Origin of the sequence: Limosilactobacillus reuteri subsp. porcinus (assembly GCF_036621895.1) — a bacterium.
In the GTDB taxonomy this organism is placed as follows: Bacteria; Bacillota; Bacilli; order Lactobacillales; family Lactobacillaceae; genus Limosilactobacillus; species Limosilactobacillus reuteri_J.
The window spans coordinates 18,001-40,308 of sequence record NZ_LN887310.1 but is presented as its reverse complement, the minus strand read 5'-3'; the positions used below and the strand labels follow the sequence as shown (position 1 = coordinate 40,308).

Sequence of the window (22,308 nt, the reverse complement as noted above, 5' to 3'; positions counted from 1 at the left end):
TGACGGGTGGTTATGATTTTAAAAATCAGAGTATGGTTTTATTGGTTCTCTTTTTGTAGAATGCGTTAATAATTACTCGCTTGAAGTAAAAAGTTAAATGGCGATAAATTAAATTTTAGAAGCTTAAGATAGATATCACTTAAAATAGCAATAAAATATAAATAATCGTTTCATTTTATTGCAAGTGCGCCCCTAATGTTAAAGGGGTTAGAAATGAGTTATTTGTAAATTAGCTTATCTTTTGATTAATAAAATTAGATAATGAAGTTAGGGAATTATGGATAATAAGAGAATAAAAATTGTATATATGTCGTTTTCTGGGAATGTACGGTCATTTACTCATCGGCTTCAAGAATACGCAACGCAACAACATCATTTGAATAATGAAAATCCTTTAGTCGATTTATTGGAGATTTCAGAGGAGACACTTCCGACTGAAAGCGATAGTAAATTTTTTGTTTTACTACCAACATATATGATTGGTGGAAGTAGATTTACGCCGACATTAACAGAGATTTTAACAACACCAATGCACGATTATTTGGAAAGCTATGACAATGTTAAATGTTGTGCGGGAATAATTGGCAGTGGGAACTTAACCTTAGGGAAGATGTATGTAATAACTGCCAAGACATACGCTAAAAAATATGGTTTGCCTTTATTGGACGCATTTGAATCTCGTGGCACCACCTGGGACATAGAACGCGTTTATAAAATATTAACTGATAAAGTAAATGAGAATTCATTAATGTAGTTAGATTAAAGTCAACTACCATTCATAAACAAAAAGGGATTGTGACATAAGTTAAGTTACTTTCATAAAAAGCAAATACGCAGTACAACAATGGCCTCCAACGTCCGGCAAAAAAGTCAAACATTGGAGGCCTATTGTTGCTTGCGAGGTCTCCCAGAGGCTAGCTTCGCGTCGAAAAACGAAGTAACAAGTGACTTCTGTCTCGCTTCCTTTTGTTTCTTCTTGCGTCTTCTTTTCATTTTAAAGCAACATAAGGTAAAATAGCTAATAGGAATAAGTCTAAAGGAGCGTTTAATGTGCAAACATATCAGTTAATTGCTACTGCTGCTGCAGGTATTGAAGCATTAGTAGGAAAAGAACTAAGAGATCTTGGCTATGAAGTCAAAGTAGAAAATGGTCGGGTGCGTTTTCAAGGGACAATGAAGGATGTAATTCGGACTAATCTCTGGCTACGGACCGCAGACCGAGTAAAAATTGTTGTTGGTGAATTCGATGCTCGGTCTTTTGAAGAATTGTTTGATCGTACTGAAAACATTGCATGGGAAGATTTGTTACCAATTGACGCGAATTTCCCAGTGGAAGGAAAAAGTCATAACTCACAATTGCATAATGTGCCAAGTGTTCAAGCAATCACTAAAAAGGCGATTGTTCAACGCCTCAGTAATGCATACCACCGTCGGACTCGCTTAGCCGAAACTGGTGCCACTTACCCGTTAGAAGTAGCGATTAATAAAGACCATGTTCTTCTTACGTTAGATACTAGTGGAGAAGGGCTTTTTAAGCGTGGATATCGTAAAAATAAAGGTGGAGCACCGTTGAAGGAAAATATGGCAGCCGCCTTGGTGATGCTGGCTTACTGGTTCCCAGATAATCCATTTGTCGATCCTGTATGTGGTTCGGGAACGATTCCAATCGAAGCCGCATTATACGGTCATAATATTGCGCCGGGCATCAACCGTTCATTTATTAGTGAACAATGGGTTAACTTAGTTCCAGATGGTTTATCTGATGAAGTTCGGGATGAAGCCGATTCCTTAGCAAATTATGATATCGAATTAGATATCCACGGATATGATATTGATCAGAATATGATTGATATTGCTCAAGAAAATTCTCGTGCGGCAGGATTAACTCACGATATTACGTTTAAGCAATTAGCCGTAAAAGACTGGCAAACAAGCGAAGTTAATGGAGTTATCGTTGCTAATCCGCCATATGGTGAACGGTTAAGTGATAAGGAATCAGTTCATGAACTTTACCGGCAGATGGGTGAGTTATATCGTCCATTAACCACATGGAGTAAATATATTTTGACGGCTGATATGGAATTTGAAAAGTATTATGGCGCACCCGCTACCAAGCGTCGTAAACTTTATAATGGTGCTTTACGAACAGATCTCTACCAATATTGGGGCAAAAAAGATCGCTCCAAGATCAAATCCCTTAAATAGCAAGGGTTCCAAGCGATTCGAAAGATCGAAAATAGGTGCTAGGGGGGCAAATTTTCCCAATAATAAAAGCCTTAGTAGGAGTTACATTGTAACGACCGCTAAGGCTTTTTCTCTGTTTGGTGGCTGATAGAACACGTGGATGATATAATTAAAACGATATGATGTTTTCTAAAATCACTCTATTTTATGGAGGGCCTGATTTGCTAAATTATGTGCTCCGCGATTATGGCTTTCAGGAATCCACTGGGTAACAACTGTTGGAAAGTGTTGGAGAAGAGGATTTAATGCTGCTAATTCTTTTTGGTAATGTTTTGTATAATTTTTGCCGATTGCGTCACTTAAGATACGGCTATCAGTATAAAATAGGATTGTTTCATTATTGCTAAAGTGATCAATTAAATATTTAAATCCAAAGTGAGCTGCAGCGAATTCGCCATGGTGGTTATCCATGCTTTCCTTATCTACTGGGATTGCAAGCTGAATTTGCTTATGATTGGCAATTATTATTATTCCCAAACCAGTAGGGCCCGGGTTTCCTTTTGTTGCAGCATCTGTAAAGATTTTGATCATAAAACTACCTCTTTTCTGAAAGGATGACATTTATAATTATGGAAGAAGAAACTCGTTATTTTTACCAACCAGACCTTACGGGGACAATTATTAGCTGGTGTTGGACTTTTCTCTTCTTTATTGCCGGTCTCGTAATTTGGCTTGAAATTACTCATTTTCAGTGGCTCAGCGCGCTCTTTTTTGCAGTTTTTGTAATCCTTACCTTATTAGAATGGCGGCGACGAACCGTAGTAATTACTCCGACTAAAATGGTGTTTAATCGCTTGTTACAAAAACAGTACCTCGTTATCCCAATCTCTGATATTCGTCAGCCAGAGTTTACCAAGCATACGGTGACAATTACTGTGAATGGAGAGGTAATGAGTTTTACCTTTACTACCAAAGCAATTGCACGTTTGAAATTGGCATTGAAACAACAGGGGGTTCAATAATTGTTACTGGGGATCGCTATTGTAATTATTTTAATTTTAACAATTTGTGACCAATTATTAAAATCTTGGGTTGCTTCTTCAATTGTTCTTGGTGGTAGTAAGCAGTTAATTCCTGGTATTATTGAGTTAACTAATTTACGAAATTCAGGGGCTGCTTGGAGCATTTTTGAAGGGCAACAAACTTTTTTTACCATTATAACTATTATTGCGATTATTGTAATTGGTTACTTTATCTGGCAGTACCGTAAAAATATTCCTATGCTAATTGGCTTATCATTGATTATGGCAGGAACAATTGGCAACTTTATCGATCGGTTAAGACAAGGGTATGTTGTGGATATGTTTGAAACAACATTTATTAATTTCCCAATTTTTAACATTGCGGATATGTGCTTAACAATTGGCGTAATCTGGCTAATAATTTGCATCTTAAAGGAGAAAGACTAACAAATGTCTGAAGAATTAGAATTAACAATTGATGGTGAGATGGTGGGAAGGATTGATAAGCAGCTTGGTCATCACTTTGATCAATTTTCCCGATCACAAATTCAACATTGGATAGAAGATGGTCACGTCCTTGTTAATGGCGAACAAGTAAAGCCTAAATATAAATTGCTTGTAGGTGACCACGTCCAAATAATTCCAGAAGAACCACAAAAAATTGATTTAACACCTGAGGATATTCCTCTTGATATTGTATATGAAGATGATGATGTTATTGTCGTTAATAAACCGCAGGGGATGGTGGTTCATCCTGCACCAGGTCATCCAAACCATACGCTTGTAAATGCTCTTTTATATCATTCACCACTATCAACTATTAACGGAGAATTTCGGCCAGGGATCGTTCATCGGATTGATAAGGATACCTCAGGACTATTGATGGTAGCCAAAAATGATATGGCGCACCGTTCTTTGACAGCTCAATTAAAAGCAAAAACTAATAAACGAGAATATGTTGCGCTTGTGCATGGAGTTATAAAAGAAGATAAAGGAACAATTGATGCTCCATTAGGTCGCTCGTTAAAGGACCGCAAGAAGCAGGCAGTTGTAGTTGATGGACGTCATGCGGTAACTCATTTTAATGTGTTAGAACGGTTTAAGAATTACACATTAGTTGCCTGCCAGTTAGAAACAGGACGGACTCACCAGATTCGCGTTCATATGAAATATATTGGTCACCCGCTGGCGGGAGATCCGTTGTATGGACCGCGAAAAACGCTTACTGGCAACGGCCAATATTTACATGCTCGTTTGTTGGGCTTTAAACACCCCCGAACAGGTAAAGAAATGGTTTTTACGGCTCCATTACCAGCCTATTTCACAAAAATGCTTGAATATTTACGTAAGACAGACCAATAAAATTATTGTGTTTAATTCAGAGAACGTTCATAATAATATTGATCAATTATTAACAAAGTTTTAGGAGAGTGGGACAGTGACAGCACGATACCTAATATTTGAAGATGGCTCAATTTTCGCTGGCGAAGGTTTTGGTTCACCAGCTGTTACTTTTGGTGAAGTTGTTTTTAACACTGGTATGACTGGTTACCAAGAAATCATCACTAATCAGGTTTATAATAACCAAATTGTCGTTTTTACCCAGCCGAATATCGGGAGTTACGGCATTCAACGTAATATTTATGAATCCATTGTACCGACAATTAAAGGAATTATTGTTCGTTCCCTTGCCGATGCTGGCACCGATGATAATGGACGACAATTGACACTTGATAAATACCTTCAACAAATGAATATTCCTGGAATCGCTAATATTGATACGCGAGCAGTAGTTCATAAGTTAAGAAAAGCTGAAAAGCCATTAAAAGGAAGTATTGTTCCAGTTCCAGATGATCACGCTTTTGACCAACTTCATGCGACAGTTTTAACGAACCAGCAAGTTGCTCAAGTCTCTACTCCTAAGCCATATCCTAATCCTGGAACCGGGCTAAGTGTTGTTGTGATTGACTTTGGATTAAAGAACGGAATATTACGGGAATTGAGTCGACGAAAATGCAATATTACTGTCTTACCATATACTGCAACGGCTGAAGAAATATTACGGTTAGATCCTGATGGGGTTGTACTTTCAAGTGGACCGGGAAACCCAAATAATGTTCGTAGGTCGGTCCTGGAAATGATTCGTACTGTCCAGACCAAAGTACCGATGTTTGCTATTGGACTAGGTCATGAATTATTCGGAATCGCCAATGGAGCAAATGTCCAGCAAATTCCGGTCGAACACCATGGGATGAATCACCCAATTCATGAAATTATTACTGACCACATTGTCTATGCGACTCAAGCAGAAGGATACTTGATTGATCGTAATTCGGTTGACCGCTCCCAGCTTTTTATTACATACGTTGACATGCTTGATAATAGTGTTCAAGGGCTTCGTCATCGTCGCTATCCAGCTTTTTCAGTTCAATTCTTTCCCGATGGTGCACCGGGGCCTGATGAAACTGATGGCTTGTTTGATGAGTTCGTTGATACAATGAATAGGAGGGGGGATCGTCATTGATGGAAAAGTTGAAATCTGTATTGATTATTGGAGCAGGAGCCAACGATGTTCAACATGGTGATGAGCTCGACTCTGCTATTTACCAGGTCTCACGCGTTTTTAAGCAAATGAAGATAAAAACAATCTTGGCAGATGATAACCCATTTTCAGTAAGCTTAGAAAATGTTGACCACGGTTGTATTGTCCCACTAAAAGTCGAAAGCCTAATGGATATTATTAATAAATTTCATCCTGATGCAATCTTACCTACACTGGGAAATCGTCGGGCTTTTGAACTTACCCAAGAATTACTAGAAAAAGGGATTATTCGTAAAGAAAATATTCAATTGCTAGGAGTCCCTGAAGCAACTATTCGTCAAATTAATAGTGCGGTTTTACTTGAACGAACCCTTCGTCAAATGGAAGCACCTGTTAAAAAAATCGTAACGGTTAATAATTATCAGGATGCTTTGGATGAGGCAACTAAACTAGGATATCCAGTTATTATCCGGTCGGTATTACCTAAGAGTAGCAGTACGCGTAAAATCGTGCATGATCGAAGTGAATTGGCAGATGCGGTAAAGGCTTGCTTGAGCCAGTCGCGTGCGGAACAGGTAGTAGTTCAGCAAAGTCTTGCTGGCTATAAGGAAATTGAAGTCGTCGTTCAACGTGATAGTTCTGGAACGATGATGTTGTTGTCAATGATTGAGGATATGGACCCAATTGGTATCCATGCTGGTGATTCGATTGCTTTCAATCCTGTCCAAACACTTCGCGATCGGCAGATTCAGGATATTCGGGATACGGCTTTTGCTATTACTCGCAAATTAAGAATTGTTGGTACAAACCATATTCAGTTTGCCCTGGATACAAATAGTGATCGTTTTTATGTCATTAAGAGCAGTCCATACTTTGATCGAATTACAGCGTTTGTGTCGCAGTCAACTGGTTACCCAATTGCTCAAGTAACAGCACAATTATATGCGGGAAAGCATCTGCGGGACATTGATCTTGGCGAAAATTATGTTCATCATGCGGCTCTTATTGAACCAACGATGGATCATATTGCTGCACGGGTTCCAATATGGGGATTCAACGATTTACCAAAAGCTAGTCGTTTACTTGGAACAGAAAAGCGGTCGGTGGGGACGGTTTTTGGTATCGGCCGAAGCACTATTGAAGCACTTTTCAAAGCTATTGAATCCCGTTATCACGAGCCAGCTGACTTTCATCTTGCCGCTCAAAAGCAATTGACTGATGACCAATTAATCGCCAAAATTGTCCACCCAGAAGCAGGACGACTTTTTGTATTAATTGAAGCAATGCAGAGAGGATATTCAGTTAACGAATTAGCAGAGATGACAAAGATTGACCCATTTTATTTTGAACAGATTAATAAAATGCGGTTGTTAATTCGGGAAATTGCTGAGCATCCAAATAAAGAACCGGTTTTACAAAAAGCAAAGAGTTACGGATTAAGCAATCAGCTTATTGCAAGACTATGGAAAACTACCTCTGAGCAAGTTTATCAGATGAGTTTAGACCATCAATTGTTGACAAAGTACAAGGAAATCGAACCATCGGCCGGGGAGTTTGATCAACATACTAATAGTTTTTATTCTGCTTATGAAGAAGAAAATGAAATTAGCCGAACTTCCCAACCAAGTGCCCTTGTAATTGGAACGGGGGGACTACGTTTAGGATTAAGTAATTCTGGTGATTACTTTGTTGCTATGATGTTAAAAGAGCTTCATAATGAGGGCTTTAATAACGTCATTGTAAATTCGAATCCTAGTTCAGTTACGTTTAATCCAGAGTTAGCTGAAAAGCGCTATGTTGAGCCAGTAACGATTGAAAATATTTTGCAGATATTACGGATAGAGCAACCCCAGTATTTGTTTATTCCTGCTAGTTATAGTAAATTATTGAAATCATTGCAAAATTATGACTTGGATGTAAAAATCATCGTAATTCCAGATGAATTGCCAACTACTGCTGCTAGTAGCGATAGGCAACGTTACTCCTTCAATTATGTCTATGATGGTAATTATGCTTATCCATTAGGAACAATGACTGATCTTTTTTCACCAATTGCGTTAAACTATCAATCCACCGCTTTACGCTACCCGGCTGATCTTCCTTCGTCAACTTACCAAAATCTCAATGACCAGGCTAGTGTTGCTGTGTTAAAGCTGGAACAGCCAGGATTATACCAAGTGATTTTTGAAGAGAATGATGGTGAATTTAATTTAATTAAAGTTCAACCATTATCATTGCCAGAAGTAGCCTTTTTGTCAAAAGCACTTCATATTAGCTTACCAGGAATTTTTACTCAATTATTCACTGGTAAATTCGATAAAATGCTGGAGCCCAAACCGGTATCAGGGATTGTTAACTATCGTGCAACCTTCCCATTTAAGGCGTTGCGAGTCAAAGGTGGAATCCCTGCCCGCAACCGAGTTATTGGTGCTCAGATGCAATTTTTAGGAGAATAATTTAGAGATATAAAAAAGAAGTGGAAAATAACCTCCTCGACAAGGCGGTTGGCTAAGCTAGGACGATGATTAGCACGGCACGGGCTGATTATCGTCCGTGCTTAGACTCAAGCCTTGTGGCGACGCGAAGCTAGTTCCACATTATCTTTCTATTGTTCGTAAAAGCAGTTGAGGCTGGGAGAAAACAAAAGTTTTTTCCCAGCCTCTTTTTAGTTAGAAAGCTTATGTGGTGTTACATAAAGTGTTTTCTGACCTGTAAAAATAACAAATCCAGGTTTAGCTCCGTTTGGCTTATGAAGTCGCTTGACAGGGAGATAATCAACGGGCACGTTATCGGAATCGCGACCTTTAGAGAAGTATGCTGCTAACTGTGCAGCTTCTAGAATCGTATCTTCAGATGGGTTTGTTGAGCGGATTACCACGTGGGAACCTGGGATATCTTTAACATGTAACCAAATTTCATTTTTATTAGCAATTTTAAAGCTAAGACGATCATTTTGTAGGTTATTTTTACCTACTAAAACTGTAGTGCCATCACTAGTATGAAACTCTTCTGGGGCACTTACCTTAACTTTTCGTTGCTTTTTCCCACTTTTCTTCTTTTTAATATAACCTTGCTCTTGTAATTCTAGTTTAATCTCTTGAATATCAGCAGGAGCAGCTAATTTAATCTGATTTTCAATGTTTTCAAAGTATTTGATTTCATCATTTGTCAGTTTTAGCTGTTCCTTTACATATTCGACAGAGGTTTTAAGCTTATTATACTTAGTGAAGTACTTTTGGGCGTTACGCGATGGTGATAATTCTGGAGCAAGCTTGATTTTCAGTGGCTTATTATCATCATAAAAGTTAGGAAGTTCGATTTCTTTCATTCCTGGAGTTAATTTACTAAGATAGGTAGTAAGGATCTCACCACAAATTCGGTACTGATCTGCAGTTGCTGCATCTTGTAATTGTTGTTGCAGTTTTTTTACTTTTCGCCGATCTTTTTTTAGCTCATTCTTCAATACCTTTAACACTTGCCCAGCTAATTCTTTGGAACGATCTTGCTCTGCTTTATTAGCATAAAAGGCATCGAGAAGGGCAGAGAGGGAGTCGAAATGTTGCAACTCACCATCAATATTTAATGGAGGGAACACAGCAAATTGAGACTTTCCATTAGAGTGGGTGATTAATACTGGCTCTGGATTTTCAAAGTGCTTAAGAAAGTGCTGATAGGTAGCTGGTAAATTATCACTTTGCAGTAATTCTGCAACTAATTCCCGTGCGGAGTCTTTGCCAAATCCTTGATAATGCTCCTGTAACTGATGACTTAATTCTACTGTGTCATCGGTTTGTCTTACAAGATCAGAGTAGACTTGGTTTGGCAAGTAAGGGTTAACTTTATCTTGCTTTGGTGGCATGACAAAGGTAGCACCAGGTAATAACAGGCGAACCCGATTTTGATCTGAGCCAACATGCTTAATGGTGTCAATGATTTTACCCGTCTTGAGATTAACGAGTGAAATATTACTATGCCGGGCCATAATCTCACTCACAAGAACTAATTGTTGACTATCTCCTAATTCATCACGAGTGTCAAAGGTAATTTTGATAATTCGATCATTATCAACTTGTTCAATTTTATTGACGATTGCACCTTCAAGGTATTTCCGCATTGTCATTGTAAAATTAGTTGGAACCGCTGGATTTTTGTATGGGATCTCAGTAATTTGGATTCGTGGGTATGTTGGATTAGCAGAAATGAGTAATGGGTAGTTGTGCCGGTGAGCACGGATCGTAATGATTAATTCTGCAGGGTAAGGTTGACTAACTTTGGCTACCCGACCAGTAGTTAATTTTTGATCTAGCTCATGGACAATTGCATGAGTAAACAAGCCGTCAAAAGACATTAGTGTAGCCTCCTAAATATTATAATTACAAACGAAAATAGCACTATTAATTATACAGTTTTACATCATTAATGAAAAGTAATGTTACTTTAGTGGACATATTTTTGGTTGGTTTAGGGCCGTCAATGTGGTATGCTTTTTGTATTATGTGGGTGAAATCCGCGTAAAAACGCAATTATTTTTAATTATACAAATTTAGAACATGGAGTTGATAAGATGAAAATTGCTGTTGTTACTGACAGCACTGCCTACCTTTCTCCTGAAGAGGCGGCGGCTAATAATATTCATGTTGTCCCAATCCCAGTGACATTGGATGGTCAAACATACCGTGAAGGTGTTGATATTTCCACCAGTGATTTTTATGAAAAGATGGCAAATTCAAGCTCTTTTCCAACGACTTCCCAAACGCCAATCGGCCAATTGATGGAAGTCTACCAAGGATTAGCTGATGATGGGTATGATGCTGTGATTAGCATTCATTTAACACGGGCTATTACAGGATATTTGGATACTGTTGAGCAACTTGCTGAACAGATGAAAGATACAATCAAGATCGTGCCAATCGATTCCCACTTAACAGTTAAAATGATGGGATACTTAGCCTTAGAAGCAGCTAAATTAGCTAGTGAAGGCGATGATTTAGATGACATTGTTAAAAAGGTAAAAGAATATCGTGATACCTTTAATAATGTATTTGTGGTAGATGACTTGCAAAACCTTGTTCGTGGTGGTCGTTTATCAAACGCCTCTGCATTTGTAGGATCAATTTTGAAAATCAAACCCCTCTTGACTATGCATACTCCAACGCATGCCATTGAAGCGTTTGAAAAGGTGCGGTCAATGAAAAAAGCTAAACTCCGCTGTGAACAAATCTTTGATGAGGATATTGCCAAACTTGACTATCCAGTTAAAGCAATGGTTATTCATGCCAATGTTCCAGAAGAAGGTCAAAAGTGGCTTGATAAACTTCAAGCAGATCATCCTGATATTTCGTTTGAGTTGAGTTACTTTGGTCCGGTAATTGGCTCCCACTTAGGACAAGGGGCCCTGGCCTTAGCGTGGATGCAAGACACAGCAAAGAAGCCGTTAGCATGAAAAAACAAACTTTAATTAAAGCCCTTTTGGCAATTGCGGCGGGTATTTTGATGATATTAATATCATTTACTGGCTTTCAAACTATTTTACCGACCGGTGAGGCGTTTATGCCTTTAGCTGGCGTGATTGCAGTGGGGATAGCAGTTGCATTAGGAATTAATATTGCATTTATCGTGACACTGGTTAGTGCCATAATTATGATTGTCTTAGGAACTGCCGACTGGGTAATATTAGTCGATTTTATTGTTATTTTGATTGTGGTTGGCTTGATTTTACGCAAACAGGTTCCATTATCTATTGATCTCAATCATTCACAATTATTATGGCTTGCTATTTTTACCGGTTTAGTTCAATTATTCTTTATCTCAATCTTTTATGGGCTAATTGGATTAGTCCTAACTGGGACGCCAACAGGTGGATTAACATTTGTTCAATTGATTATTCCTAATGCATTACTGACAGGATTATTGTATGGCTTCCTAGTAGCGCCGATCTCATTAATTTGTCGGTGGATAGCGCGAAAAGCGTTGCATATTGATAATAATCATCATAATGATTCAGGTAACTCTGCAGGCGATAAGCAGGGCGGTTCGATTATTGTCGACTTAAGAAGTGCTAAAAATAAAAAAGATGATAAGTAAACAAAAATGCCATGGAAAAAACATTCGTGTTTCTTCCATGGCATTTACTATTTCCATAAATAATTTACATCTTTGCGTCCCATTCGGCATGAAACTCGTCAAGAAAATCGAGCATTACTTGTTGACGGTGATTTGCAATTTTTTTGGCAGTTTCAGTGTTCATCATGTCTTTTAGGTGTAAGAGCTTTTCATCAAAGTGATTAATGATAGTTTCATTTGCTAAATTACGATATTCTTCCCGGGACATATTATGACGAGGCTTAATAGCCGGATCGTATATTTTTTCACGATGACCACCTCCATAATAGATTGCCCGGGTAATGCCAATTGCGCCGATTGCATCTAACCAGTCGGCATCACGTACTATTTGTCCAATGATGGAGAGTTTGACTTCCTCTTTATCTAATGTATGGGCGAAAGAAATATTATTGATGACATCCATAATTATTTTGACTTGTTCATCACTAAAGTCATTTTGCTTTAAGTAATCAACTAATTCTTGTTTAGCTGCTTCAACGTTGTCAACTAATTTCTCATCAATTGTATCGTGAAGGTAGGCCGCCACAATCGGCAAAAATGGGTCAACGTTTTCGCCCATAGCTAACCGTTTACTCATTTTTACTACGCGGTTAATATGGTCCATCCCATGACCAGTCTTGTCCTGACCTAATTTTTGAATGGTGTACTCTTTAATGGCAGTTAATTGTTCCGCTTGTTTCATCATAAAACCTCTATTCTTGATTGGTTCTTTAATTATTAAATACTGAATCGCAATCCACGTCAACGTTTTGTAAAATAAGATGTGAGGAGTGGAATGAAATGAACTTATTATTTTCAATTAACGACAAGTTTGTTACGCAATTAGCAACCGTTTTATTATCAATTAAGCTAAATACGCAAGCACAAGAATTTAACGTATATGTCTTACAAAAGGACAAATTGAAACGGACTGATGACTTGGAAAGAGTTTGTAAGCAATTAGGAATGAACTATTTTCCAATCAAAGTTAATGATCAATTATTTAGCAAAGCACCAGTTACAGACCGCTACCCAACAACAATATATTATCGTTTACTAGCACACCGTCTTTTACCTCAAAATTTGCATAAGATTTTGTATTTAGATGCTGATGTATTGGGTATTAATGATCTTTCAAGTCTGTATGAGACTTCATTAGATGGATACCTATATGCTTCTGCCATCCATACAAACCTGACGAATACGACAGAGGTTATTAATAAGATTCGTCTGCAAAACTTTGATGCTGACGGGTATTATAATTCTGGCGTTCTCTTGATGAATCTTGATACTATCCGTAAAAAAGTAAAGGATACGGACATTTTTAACTACATCCGTACCCATACACTTTTACTCCCTGATCAAGACGTCTTGAATGCCTTATATGGACGTTATATTAAGTCTGTCCCTGATCAGTTATATAATTTTGATACTCGTAAAGGCGGTATTTACGAAACGATTTCCTTTGGTGAATGGACAACCGATTGGGTAATGCGTAATACCGTGATTCTCCATTATTGCGGGCGTGACAAGCCATGGCTACCAACTAAAAATAGTGGACGTTACACTGCTTTATACAAAAACTACTTTCAAATGACTAATAAGCTTATTAGTACAACATTATTACTTTCCCCAGAAGAAGTTAATTAAGATTTTATTGACTTGGGGGTTGTGATGAAGCAATTCATGTTTAGCGTTTGGCCCCGTAATCTTAACTTCGCGGTATGAACGTGCGCGGTTATTAATGAGGTATTTGAGCGAAAGACAGGAAGCGTTTGAAACTTGGCTATCGTTGCCATCTTTTAAGTCACCGTAAATATTCAATAATTTAATTTGTCGTGGGTAACGGTGACGTAACGGGAGTAGCTTTTGATAGGAATCATTCATTGCGGAAGGTTTTCCCGTCTTTTTATTCACTGTTAGATTAGCAGGTTCATTCCAGCCGATTGCACCATCAAAAGTTCCAGCCATCGCAACTTGTTTTTGAATTTGCGGAAGGTTATGGTTACCGGCATTAGCAAGGAGAAAATACATAACTGCCATGTTTCCCATGGAGTGTGCTTCAATATTTACCTTTTTAAAATGATATTTAGCTTGCAGTTCTTCAAGGACGTTCTTAACCCATTGACCTTGTAATTCATAATTTGTGCTATGGTTATCATTAAAATTGACCATCACGAGCGGATTGACAGCGTTATGAGAGATATCTCCTTTAAGAGTAACGGTTCCATCGCCAGCAACATCTGCGGTGATAACTGTTTTTGATACACCTGCTTTCACAAATCCGTTTACCATATATTCCTCTGCATGAGCACCGCTTCCGTAACCATGGAAAAAGAGAGTGGGGGTAGTAGAATGAATATATTTATTGGAAAGGTCTGCGTGAATTGGCTTTGCTGCTAGTCCATAAATAATTGTTAGAAAAAGTGCAGTAAATATTGTTAAAGTAAATTTAATAAATTTGGTCATATAAAAACCTTCTTTTTCTTTTTAGTGCTATCATAGCATATTGAAGGGGTAACTTTTAATAGTTAACGGTTGTATTTAAAACGTAAAGTATGTTACAGTATTAGGGTTGTTTAACGAATAACACATCTAATTAATGTAATGAGAAGGGAAGGTAATACGATGCAAATCAAACAAGCCAAAATGGGTGATTTAAATCAAATTATGGAAATTCTGCGAGATGGTCGGAACCAATTAGCCGAACAAGGGATCGATCAATGGCAAGGAGATTACCCGAACGAAGAACATATCAAAGAAGATATTGAAAAAGGATTTGCATACCTTGTACAATCACAAGATGATGAAACTGTTGGTGCATTATCAATTGTTGAAGCACCAGATCACTCATATGATGAACTTAACGGTGATTGGTTAATTGACACTGATCGTTATGTTGTTATTCACCGTGTGGCAATTCACTCCAATCATGCTGGAAAAGGATATGCCTCAGCATTATTCACTAGTGTAATTGATTACATTAAGAATAATCGGAAGGATATTAAGACTATTCGGATCGATACTCATGAAGACAACAAGATCATGCAACACTTGATCGACAAAAATGGCTTTACTAAAGTTGGTGAACTTCACGGGGTTTACCGTCCAGAAGAAAATTCATATGTTTACGCCTTATTAACAGGTAATTAAACACTAAAATAGCGGGAGACTAGGGATTCCTAATCTCTCGCTATTCTTTTAAAATTAATTTTTGAAACTATGAATTGGGGCGGGAATAAGTCCACCACGGTTAATCATCGCGGTACTTGCGGCTTTATTGACTGCCATTACAGGGGCATATCCTAATAGACCACCGAATTCAACTGTATCACCAACTTTTTTGCCGGGTGCGAGAATCACGCGGACAGCAGTGGTTTTATTATTAATCATCCCAATCGCCGCTTCATCAGCAATCATTGCGCTAATGGTTTCTTTTGGCGTGTCACCTGGAATTGCAATCATATCAAGACCAACGGAACAAACTGCAGTCATTGCTTCTAATTTAGAGATATTTAGCGTTCCAGCGTTAACTGCCTTAATCATGCCAGCATCTTCAGAGACGGGGATGAATGCGCCTGATAAACCACCAACATGACTGCAGGCCATAATGCCACCTTTTTTCACGGCATCGTTTAACATGGCTAGAGCAGCGGTGGTTCCATGAGTTCCAACCTGAGCTACGCCAATTTCCTCTAAAACTTCGGCAACAGAATCACCAGCGGCAGCAGTTGGTGCGAGAGAAAGGTCCACGATCCCAAATTGAACACCCAGTCTTTCCGCTCCAACAGTTCCTACTAATTAACCCATTCGTGTAACCTTAAAGGCAGTTTTCTTGATCGTTTCAGCAACGACGTCCATTGATTCACCTTTAACTTTTTCTAGAGCGGTTTTGATAACTCCAGGCCCTGAAACACCAACATTTATTACTACATCTGGTTCACCAACACCATGAAATCCTCCCGCCATGAAGGGGTTATCTTCAACAGCATTACAAAAGATAACTAGTTTAGCATTTGTCATCATATCAAGCTTTGAACCAGCGACGACTACTTCACCCATTTGTGCAACGGCATCCATATTGATCCCGCTACGAGTAGAGCCAACATTTACTGATGCACAAACAAAATCAGTTTCTGCCAATGCTTCAGGGAGGGAAGCGATTAACGTGCGGTCACCAGTTTGGTATCCCTTTTGAACAAGGGCACTGTACCCACCGATAAAATCAATCCCTAATGTTTTGGCAGCTTTGTCTAAGGTTTTAGCATATTTAACATAGTCATGGTCTTGAGAAGTAGCGGCAATAAGAGAAATAGGAGTAACAGTTACTCGCTTGTTGGCAATCGGAATCCCATATTCGGCTTCAATTTGTTGGCCGACTTTAACAAGGTCTTTTGCGTTTGTCGTAATTTTGTCATAGATCTTCTGACATGCAACCGTACTATCACTATCGATACAATCAAGCAAAGAAATTCCCATCGTGATTGTCCGCGCATCGAGGTTTTCATTAGAAATCATGTGGCTGGTTTCATAAATTTGTTGTGAATTCATTAAGGGGTATTCCTCCTGTATATCTTAAAGATTATGCATGGCATCGTAAATTTTGGCATTTCTAAGGTTAATTTCAACGCCAATTTTTTTACCGAGTTCTGTAAACTCATTGGTTAACTGATAACTATCAAGATTTTCAGGAATCATTATAGACATCATCATTACGAAATTGCCGTCCATAATTGTTTGAGAAACATCTAGAATATTAATTTGTTTTTGGGCAAGAAGGGCACTTACCTTAGCAATAATTCCAACTTGATCTTCACCCAGAACAGACACAACAGCTCTCATTAAAGAATCCTCTCTTTCTTTTAATGATTTTAATTGTAGTATAATAATATGAACATTCCTAGGAAATTTTAGCTAATAAAAAAAGGCATCACTCGTTTAGAGGTGCCCTTTATGGTAAAAGATATGAAATTGGTTGGATCAAAATGCGCCTGGCTTACCAATATAGTCATCTACACCGTCAGGATTTCCTGACCATTTGAACTTATCGTACCAGATAGAATGTGATTCTTGATCTAACTTGTCGATTTGTTCCATTTCGTCTGGCGAGAGGGTAAAGTCAAAAATTTCGGCGTTTTCCTGCATACGTTGAGGATGAGTAGTCTTAGTAAGAACAATAAAGTCTTGCTGAATTTCCCAGCGAAGAATAACTTGAGCAGGACTCTTTTGGTGCTCGTCTGCGATTTGCTTAATAACATCATTGGAAAGAAGACGACCATTTCCTAGTGGCGACCAGGCTTCAAGCTGAATATCATTTTCTCGACAAAACTTTACAATCTTAGGTTGATGAATCAGGGGATTGAATTCAATTTGATTAATTGCTGGTTTAATTTTGGCGTGATCGAGCAAATCAGTCCTTCGTTCAACGTTAAAATTGCAAATGCCAATTGATTTTGCTTGACCATCAGCATAAATATCTTCAAGTGCCCGCCAACTCTCATTATATTTATCGTTAACTGGCCAGTGAAGAAGAAGGTCGACATAATCAGTTTGAAGCCTCTTAAGTTGGGCTTTTACTGCTTGCCGAAGCTTATCATAATCTCCTTGATCACCATTGAAAATTTTAGTGGTAAGAAAGATGCTATCACGTTCACGGCCAGTAGCCTTGAGACCATCTTGAATTCCTTGACCAACAGCAGCTTCGTTACCATAAGTGAGGCTTTCCAGACCCCTAAGCCAAGTTGGGGGATAAGGTGACCGTTGTTTAATTTTATCTTTGGTTGTAGATTTTGATTCATTTTAATTAAATTCTCCTTTCTAAATCAGTTATAACATTAAATACTTTAGGATTCTTGAATTTGCTCGTTAACAAACTGAAGAAACTTTTCGATTGCTGGAGATAAGATGGTATTTTTACGCCAGGCAAGGACATCCCCTGTCGATTTGTTAGGCACAAGGGGAACAAAAACAAGGTCAGGATCATGAAAGTTATTATAGACGCCTTTAATTGTCAGACCATAGTAATTACTATTTCTTAAAAGGGAAACGGTATTTCCAGGTAAATTGGTTGTTGCACGGATATTTAAACGCGTTTGATCTAATTTTAAGATATCACTAACTTCATCGCGAACAATACTACGGTGGGGAAGAATTAGGGGAATTTTATAAAGATCTTCTTTGGTAATAGTAGAATACTTGGCAAGTGGGGCCGATTTTTTCATTAGTACTCCCCATTCTTCACGGACCGGCAATTCGAGAAAGTTATATTTAGTAGCTTCAACGGGTTCAAGAAGGCATACAAGATCATTGAGTCCTTCATCTAGTTGTCGCCGAAGAACATCGCCATCCCCATCAGATAAATTAAAGATTACGTTTGGGTAGAGCTTTTGAAATTCAAAAATTAGTTTCGTTATATAAGGAGAGACACTCGAAACTGCTGAGCCGAGATTGATTTCTCCCGTTAATGCCTCTTCTTGTTGATGAAGGTCATTTTCAGTTTGATCCAAGAGTTGTAACATGGTCGTTGCTCGCTGTTGAAATAGGATTCCAGCTTTTGTGAGTTGAAGGCGCCGATTTTCTCGGTTAAACAACTTTATGTCTAATTCGGTTTCTAGGTCCATGATTTGCCGGGAAAGGGTAGGTTGGGTAATATGTAATTGTTCCGCAGCTTTAGTGATATTATTAGTTTGCGCAACCGTTAAAAAGTATTTTAATACACGTGTATCCATATAGTATCCCTCATTTTTATTTATATTAAGGAGTTATTAATAATGGCAAAGCAAGCATTGATTTTATATTATTCGCAATTCGGAAATACTGCTAGACTCGCTAGTAAGATTCATGAAGCAACTGGTGCCGATATTGTCAGGATTAAGGTTCCTGATGATACTTTCCCACTGGATATGGAAGAAACCGGAAAAATTTATCAGCAACAACTTAAGACGCATGACTTCCCTAAACTAGTGACTACCTTACCTGACTTATCGTATTATGACTTGATCTTAGTTGGTGGACCAGTCTGGAATGAGGAAGTTGCCTCACCGATTATTGCTTTGCTTCAACAGCTTCAAGAATTCACTGGTAAGATTGCGCCATTTAGTACAGGTTGGAGTGACACTGGTGATTATCAAGAGGACTTTATCAACAATGCTGGTAAGCTAAATGTCACGTCTGGCTACCATATTCTTACTCATGGTAGTCCAGCTTTCAATGAAAAGTCATTATTTTCATGGCTGCGAAAATTATAATTCATTTTTTGAATAACTCACCATTTATAATAAGCTTTTTACATTCTTAATGCTACAGTTTATTATTAAACCAACAATTAATTGGAGGTTAGTAATGATGGCTAAGAATGAACATGAAGTAAAAAATGACCTTTTTGGTTTCGGTGATAAGAATGTTGCGTTTGCAAAATACTTTATTGGAACAAGTTATCTCAATGGGTTAGTATCTCCTGATGATAACATTGATGTAAATGTTTCAAACGTTAATTTTGAGCCCGGTTGCCGTAACAACTGGCATATTCACCATGATGGTTTCCAAATCTTATTAGTAACTGCAGGTGAAGGTTGGTACCAAGAAGAAGGTAAGCCAGCGCAATTGTTAAAACCCGGTGATGTTGTAGCAATTCATGAAGGTGTAAAGCACTGGCATGGAGCTACTAAGGATAGTTGGTTCTCTCATATTGCTATTACGAAGGGAACTAGTGAATGGTGCGAAGAAGTAGATGACGCTACTTACAACCGTCTTTCTGAATAGTTAATCAGTCAGCTTTCTTTGTCCTCGTCCTCAACTTTGATATACTAAGTAAAGTTTGAGGAGGAGATTACATGGAAAGCTGGCTTTTTTTAGCTTTAGTATTATTAATTGCAATCTTTGGCCATAACTCGTCATTGATTATTGCCACGGTAGTAGTGATGGCCCTGAAACTGATCCCTTATACCACCAAATGGTTGCCCTTGATACAACATAAGGGAATTAATTGGGGTGTGACAGTGATTTCAGTTGCGATCTTAATTCCAATTGCGACTGGTCAAATTGGCTTTAATGATTTATGGGCTGCTTTTAAGACCCCTGCTGGTTGGATTGCAGTCGGCATGGGCATTGCAGTTGCCATCTTATCAAAGTATGGAGTCAACCAGTTGGCAGCTGTTCCTCAAGTTACGGTTGCCTTAGTACTTGGAACGATTATTGGAGTGGTTGCGTTTAAGGGAATTGCTGCCGGTCCAGTTATCGCGAGTGGGATGACATATTGTATTGTAACGCTATTGAATTTGCATTTTTAAATAGCAAAAGGAGTTGTGACATAAGTTAGGTCACTTCCATAAAATATGAACAGCGCAGTACAACAATGGCCTTCAGCGTCCGGCAAAAAGCCGGACGTTGAAGGCCTATTGTTGTTTGCGGGGGCTCGAAAACGAAGTCACGAGTGACTTCTGTCTCGCTCCCTTTGTTTTGTTTTACGCATTTTCTAATTGCGCTTGCGAAGAAATTTTATGGTATAGCTTAGTGCTAAGGTATAGCGAAGTTAATAGCAGGCATAAGCATAGAAGGAAGCCGGCTTGAATACCGAGGTGTGAGGACGGGTTGTGAACTAAGTGATTAACAATACCGACAATTGAAACGATGAGGGCAGTTCCAAAGGCAGCCGCAATTTGTCGTAACGTATTAAAGGTAGCAACTGCATCAGGAACGATTTCATTAGGTAGCAGTGATAATGCTTGTGTTTGTAAAGGAATTAACATTGTCACTAGTCCAAATTGTCGAATCGTTTGGAAAAGGGTAATCATGAGGACAGAACTCCGCGCACCGATTGCAGCTTGGCCAATTGTTCCGATGATATCGATTATGAGACCAGTCCCAACGAGAATCTTAATTGGATAAATGTCATAAAAGCGGCCACTCGTTGTCGATAGTAAGCCCGTTAAGATTGCCCCTGGAAGGACAGCAATGGCTGACACAACCGTACTTTTGCCCAAGACAATCTGTACTAACAGGGGAATCAAAATTGCATTACCGTACATTGTTGATGTAATTAGCATATTAATAATAGTGGCAAAGACAAATTGTTTATGTGAGAAGATCCCAAAGTTGATTAACTGACGGTTACTGTGACGTTGGTTAAGAAAGAACAGCAAGAGAAAGACTAAACCGATAAGGACATACCCTGCAACATTAAATGAGAGTAAGTGATTGTTCGAAACATTTGATAAGCCCATCAATAGTGACCATAATCCGCCTGTGATTAAAATGAGAGCTAATGTATTAAAGCGGGGATGTTCATTATGAGGGATTTTAGGAAGTAGGAAGAATGAAAGTAGTAATGTAATTACTGCAAAGGGAATAATTAATAGGAAAAGATATCGCCAAGAGAAAAAGTGCAATAGAAAGCCAGAAATGGCAGGACCTAAGATAGGTGCACAATTAAAGGCAAGTCCAATAATGCCCATAATTTGACCTTTTTTACCCGGTTTTGCGTAACGAATTGCCAAGACATTTACTAGCGGCATCATCATTCCTGCACCCAGAGCTTGAATCATCCGCGCAACCACAACTAGATTGAAGCTCCACGCAATCGCTCCGATAATGGTTCCTAAAAGAAAAATTCCAGAGAAAATAATAAAGAGATTTTTGAAGGGGAATCTTTTTATAAGAAATGAACTAACAGGAATCATTAGGGCATTGACAAGCATATAACCGTTTGTCACCCATTGAACTTGGGCCTCGCTAATATGAAAGACATTCATGAAGGTGGGGAGGGCAATGTTCATTAAGGTTGAACAGAGAAGACCGAAAAATGTACCAAATACCATGATTACTAATGCATGGCTGATGCGTTGATTTTTCATTAGTAGATATAGCGCTCCTTAAAATTAGTCAAACAGTATTGAGTTTACTAGCCAGATTATTAATGTCAATACACATTAGGAATTTGCAAGTAAGTAAATTAATGATAAAATATAGTTACGAAGAATTTACATGTGTAAACGCAGGAGGAATTAGATGAATATTAATTTAGAAATAACTCCCGCTGAATGGCAAATTATGCGGGTGGTTTGGAGTCTAAGGCAAACGACCAGTAGCCAAATTATTGAAATTTTACAGAAAAAAGTTGACTGGAAACCGGCAACGATTAAGACTTTACTTCGACGCCTGGTTGATAAAAAAGCCTTATCTGCCACTCGTCAAGGACGTGGATTTATCTACGAGCCCTTAGTTCCTGAACAGCAAACAATGGACCAAGCGGCGGACAACTTGTTTAATAATATTTGTGAACGACACGTTGGAAGCACCCTTGAACATGTGATCAATAATGTAACCCTTAGTAAGGATGATATTGCTAAGTTACAAGGATTATTGGCAAGCAAAGCAACTAATTCACCGGATCACGTCAAATGTAACTGTATTCCTGATATGCAGATGAACTGCTAATGAAAAGCTCCCCGTAACTAGGAA

At 38.4% G+C, this 22,308-nt stretch carries 22 protein-coding genes and 2 pseudogenes; 15 read left to right on the top strand and 9 right to left on the bottom strand.

Features of this window, described 5'->3' with window-relative positions:
* Nucleotides 1-277: 277 nt before the first annotated feature.
* A complete protein-coding gene (locus AACL61_RS00350; protein WP_004562301.1) occupies nt 278-754 on the top strand; it encodes a class Ib ribonucleoside-diphosphate reductase assembly flavoprotein NrdI in 477 nt (158 codons plus the stop codon).
* Between the two features lie 296 nt (nt 755-1,050).
* Complete coding sequence (locus tag AACL61_RS00345; RefSeq protein WP_004562300.1) at nt 1,051-2,205, top strand: THUMP domain-containing class I SAM-dependent RNA methyltransferase; 1,155 nt, start codon at nt 1,051-1,053, stop codon at nt 2,203-2,205.
* Nucleotides 2,206-2,379: 174 nt separating this feature from the next.
* On the opposite strand, the gene AACL61_RS00340 is transcribed toward AACL61_RS00345, so the two are convergent.
* Nucleotides 2,380-2,775, bottom strand: a complete 396-nt coding sequence (locus AACL61_RS00340; protein WP_102816037.1) for a ribonuclease HI family protein — start codon at nt 2,773-2,775, stop codon at nt 2,380-2,382.
* 23 nt (nt 2,776-2,798) lie between these two features.
* Between AACL61_RS00340 and AACL61_RS00335 the strand changes: the two genes are divergently transcribed.
* From AACL61_RS00335 to AACL61_RS00315, 5 genes are all read left to right on the top strand, one after another.
* Complete coding sequence (locus AACL61_RS00335) at nt 2,799-3,206, top strand: EbsA family protein (protein ID WP_102816036.1); 408 nt, start codon at nt 2,799-2,801, stop codon at nt 3,204-3,206.
* Nucleotides 3,207-3,653, top strand: coding sequence for a signal peptidase II (lspA, locus tag AACL61_RS00330; RefSeq protein ID WP_004562298.1), 447 nt, complete (start codon nt 3,207-3,209; stop codon nt 3,651-3,653).
* A gap of 3 nt (nt 3,654-3,656) precedes the next feature.
* Entirely contained in the window at nt 3,657-4,568 is a 912-nt protein-coding gene (locus AACL61_RS00325) for an RluA family pseudouridine synthase (RefSeq protein ID WP_102816035.1), read from the top strand.
* Between the two features lie 76 nt (nt 4,569-4,644).
* Nucleotides 4,645-5,730 carry a carbamoyl phosphate synthase small subunit gene (locus AACL61_RS00320; protein WP_102816034.1) on the top strand — a complete coding sequence of 362 codons (1,086 nt, stop codon included), beginning with the start codon at nt 4,645-4,647 and terminating at the stop codon, nt 5,728-5,730.
* Complete coding sequence (locus AACL61_RS00315; protein ID WP_339110805.1) at nt 5,730-8,204, top strand: ATP-binding protein; 2,475 nt, start codon at nt 5,730-5,732, stop codon at nt 8,202-8,204. Before AACL61_RS00320 ends, AACL61_RS00315 begins: the two co-directional genes overlap by 1 nt.
* A 209-nt stretch (nt 8,205-8,413) precedes the next feature.
* Here the strand turns inward: AACL61_RS00315 and AACL61_RS00310 are convergent, their stop codons facing one another.
* Nucleotides 8,414-10,096, bottom strand: coding sequence for an NFACT RNA binding domain-containing protein (locus tag AACL61_RS00310; RefSeq protein ID WP_102816032.1), 1,683 nt, complete (start codon nt 10,094-10,096; stop codon nt 8,414-8,416).
* A 216-nt stretch (nt 10,097-10,312) separates the two neighbouring features.
* Here AACL61_RS00310 and AACL61_RS00305 point away from each other — a divergent pair, with 216 nt between their 5' ends.
* Both AACL61_RS00305 and AACL61_RS00300 read left to right on the top strand, forming a co-directional pair.
* Nucleotides 10,313-11,191, top strand: coding sequence for a DegV family protein (locus AACL61_RS00305; RefSeq protein ID WP_016496850.1), 879 nt, complete (start codon nt 10,313-10,315; stop codon nt 11,189-11,191).
* Nucleotides 11,188-11,832: a hypothetical protein gene (locus AACL61_RS00300; protein ID WP_339110804.1), complete on the top strand. Its 645-nt coding sequence runs from the start codon at nt 11,188-11,190 to the stop codon at nt 11,830-11,832. Before AACL61_RS00305 ends, AACL61_RS00300 begins: the two co-directional genes overlap by 4 nt.
* 64 nt (nt 11,833-11,896) lie before the next feature.
* Here AACL61_RS00300 and AACL61_RS00295 read toward each other — a convergent pair whose 3' ends face one another.
* On the bottom strand, nt 11,897-12,556 hold the full coding sequence (locus AACL61_RS00295) for an HD domain-containing protein (protein ID WP_102816030.1): 660 nt from the start codon (nt 12,554-12,556) through the stop codon (nt 11,897-11,899).
* Between the two features lie 95 nt (nt 12,557-12,651).
* Here AACL61_RS00295 and AACL61_RS00290 point away from each other — a divergent pair, with 95 nt between their 5' ends.
* The gene (locus AACL61_RS00290; protein ID WP_339110803.1) at nt 12,652-13,500 is read left to right on the top strand and encodes a glycosyltransferase family 8 protein; all 849 of its coding nucleotides are present in this window, start codon (nt 12,652-12,654) and stop codon (nt 13,498-13,500) included.
* On the opposite strand, the gene AACL61_RS00285 is transcribed toward AACL61_RS00290, so the two are convergent.
* A complete protein-coding gene (locus tag AACL61_RS00285; protein WP_102816028.1) occupies nt 13,474-14,319 on the bottom strand; it encodes an alpha/beta hydrolase in 846 nt (281 codons plus the stop codon). The two genes, AACL61_RS00290 and AACL61_RS00285, sit on opposite strands and share 27 nt — an antisense overlap.
* 159 nt (nt 14,320-14,478) lie before the next feature.
* On the opposite strand from AACL61_RS00285, the gene AACL61_RS00280 reads away from it, so the two are divergent.
* Nucleotides 14,479-15,003, top strand: a complete 525-nt coding sequence (locus AACL61_RS00280) for a GNAT family N-acetyltransferase (protein ID WP_180977117.1) — start codon at nt 14,479-14,481, stop codon at nt 15,001-15,003.
* Between the two features lie 54 nt (nt 15,004-15,057).
* On the opposite strand, the pseudogene AACL61_RS00275 reads toward AACL61_RS00280, so the two are convergent.
* The 4 genes and pseudogenes from AACL61_RS00275 to AACL61_RS00260 all read right to left on the bottom strand — a co-directional run bounded on the left by AACL61_RS00275 (nt 15,058) and on the right by AACL61_RS00260 (nt 18,578).
* Nucleotides 15,058-16,401: pseudogene (locus tag AACL61_RS00275) on the bottom strand (DUF711 family protein).
* Between the two features lie 24 nt (nt 16,402-16,425).
* Nucleotides 16,426-16,692 (bottom strand): ACT domain-containing protein, encoded by a 267-nt coding sequence (locus tag AACL61_RS00270; RefSeq protein WP_019253627.1) that lies wholly within the window; start codon nt 16,690-16,692, stop codon nt 16,426-16,428.
* A 138-nt stretch (nt 16,693-16,830) separates the two neighbouring features.
* Nucleotides 16,831-17,648, bottom strand: a pseudogene (locus tag AACL61_RS00265) (aldo/keto reductase).
* Nucleotides 17,649-17,693: 45 nt separating this feature from the next.
* Nucleotides 17,694-18,578 carry a LysR family transcriptional regulator gene (locus AACL61_RS00260; protein WP_339110802.1) on the bottom strand — a complete coding sequence of 295 codons (885 nt, stop codon included), beginning with the start codon at nt 18,576-18,578 and terminating at the stop codon, nt 17,694-17,696.
* A 42-nt stretch (nt 18,579-18,620) separates the two neighbouring features.
* On the opposite strand from AACL61_RS00260, the gene AACL61_RS00255 reads away from it, so the two are divergent.
* From AACL61_RS00255 to AACL61_RS00245, 3 genes are all read left to right on the top strand, one after another.
* Nucleotides 18,621-19,097: a flavodoxin family protein gene (locus AACL61_RS00255; RefSeq protein ID WP_011953469.1), complete on the top strand. Its 477-nt coding sequence runs from the start codon at nt 18,621-18,623 to the stop codon at nt 19,095-19,097.
* A 97-nt stretch (nt 19,098-19,194) separates the two neighbouring features.
* Nucleotides 19,195-19,611, top strand: coding sequence for a cupin domain-containing protein (locus AACL61_RS00250; protein WP_153702886.1), 417 nt, complete (start codon nt 19,195-19,197; stop codon nt 19,609-19,611).
* Nucleotides 19,612-19,682: 71 nt separating this feature from the next.
* On the top strand, nt 19,683-20,138 hold the full coding sequence (locus tag AACL61_RS00245; RefSeq protein WP_102816025.1) for a DUF441 domain-containing protein: 456 nt from the start codon (nt 19,683-19,685) through the stop codon (nt 20,136-20,138).
* A gap of 174 nt (nt 20,139-20,312) precedes the next feature.
* Here the strand turns inward: AACL61_RS00245 and AACL61_RS00240 are convergent, their stop codons facing one another.
* Nucleotides 20,313-21,701, bottom strand: a complete 1,389-nt coding sequence (locus AACL61_RS00240; RefSeq protein ID WP_102816024.1) for a DHA2 family efflux MFS transporter permease subunit — start codon at nt 21,699-21,701, stop codon at nt 20,313-20,315.
* Between the two features lie 154 nt (nt 21,702-21,855).
* On the opposite strand from AACL61_RS00240, the gene AACL61_RS00235 reads away from it, so the two are divergent.
* Nucleotides 21,856-22,284: a CopY/TcrY family copper transport repressor gene (locus AACL61_RS00235; protein ID WP_102816023.1), complete on the top strand. Its 429-nt coding sequence runs from the start codon at nt 21,856-21,858 to the stop codon at nt 22,282-22,284.
* Nucleotides 22,285-22,308: the final 24 nt, after the last annotated feature.

Coding starts and splice junctions, on each gene's coding strand:
- AACL61_RS00325 (WP_102816035.1), top strand. CDS start 3,657: ATGTCTGAAGAATTAGAATTAACAATTGATGGTGAGATGGTGGGAAGG.
- AACL61_RS00255 (WP_011953469.1), top strand. CDS start 18,621: ATGGCAAAGCAAGCATTGATTTTATATTATTCGCAATTCGGAAATACT.
- AACL61_RS00350 (WP_004562301.1), top strand. CDS start 278: ATGGATAATAAGAGAATAAAAATTGTATATATGTCGTTTTCTGGGAAT.
- AACL61_RS00310 (WP_102816032.1), bottom strand. CDS start 10,096: ATGTCTTTTGACGGCTTGTTTACTCATGCAATTGTCCATGAGCTAGAT.
- AACL61_RS00280 (WP_180977117.1), top strand. CDS start 14,479: ATGCAAATCAAACAAGCCAAAATGGGTGATTTAAATCAAATTATGGAA.
- AACL61_RS00235 (WP_102816023.1), top strand. CDS start 21,856: ATGAATATTAATTTAGAAATAACTCCCGCTGAATGGCAAATTATGCGG.
- AACL61_RS00340 (WP_102816037.1), bottom strand. CDS start 2,775: ATGATCAAAATCTTTACAGATGCTGCAACAAAAGGAAACCCGGGCCCT.
- AACL61_RS00250 (WP_153702886.1), top strand. CDS start 19,195: ATGGCTAAGAATGAACATGAAGTAAAAAATGACCTTTTTGGTTTCGGT.
- AACL61_RS00295 (WP_102816030.1), bottom strand. CDS start 12,556: ATGATGAAACAAGCGGAACAATTAACTGCCATTAAAGAGTACACCATT.
- AACL61_RS00245 (WP_102816025.1), top strand. CDS start 19,683: ATGGAAAGCTGGCTTTTTTTAGCTTTAGTATTATTAATTGCAATCTTT.
- AACL61_RS00335 (WP_102816036.1), top strand. CDS start 2,799: ATGACATTTATAATTATGGAAGAAGAAACTCGTTATTTTTACCAACCA.
- AACL61_RS00305 (WP_016496850.1), top strand. CDS start 10,313: ATGAAAATTGCTGTTGTTACTGACAGCACTGCCTACCTTTCTCCTGAA.
- AACL61_RS00300 (WP_339110804.1), top strand. CDS start 11,188: ATGAAAAAACAAACTTTAATTAAAGCCCTTTTGGCAATTGCGGCGGGT.
- AACL61_RS00315 (WP_339110805.1), top strand. CDS start 5,730: ATGGAAAAGTTGAAATCTGTATTGATTATTGGAGCAGGAGCCAACGAT.
- AACL61_RS00260 (WP_339110802.1), bottom strand. CDS start 18,578: ATGGATACACGTGTATTAAAATACTTTTTAACGGTTGCGCAAACTAAT.
- AACL61_RS00240 (WP_102816024.1), bottom strand. CDS start 21,701: ATGAAAAATCAACGCATCAGCCATGCATTAGTAATCATGGTATTTGGT.
- AACL61_RS00290 (WP_339110803.1), top strand. CDS start 12,652: ATGAACTTATTATTTTCAATTAACGACAAGTTTGTTACGCAATTAGCA.
- AACL61_RS00270 (WP_019253627.1), bottom strand. CDS start 16,692: ATGAGAGCTGTTGTGTCTGTTCTGGGTGAAGATCAAGTTGGAATTATT.
- AACL61_RS00285 (WP_102816028.1), bottom strand. CDS start 14,319: ATGACCAAATTTATTAAATTTACTTTAACAATATTTACTGCACTTTTT.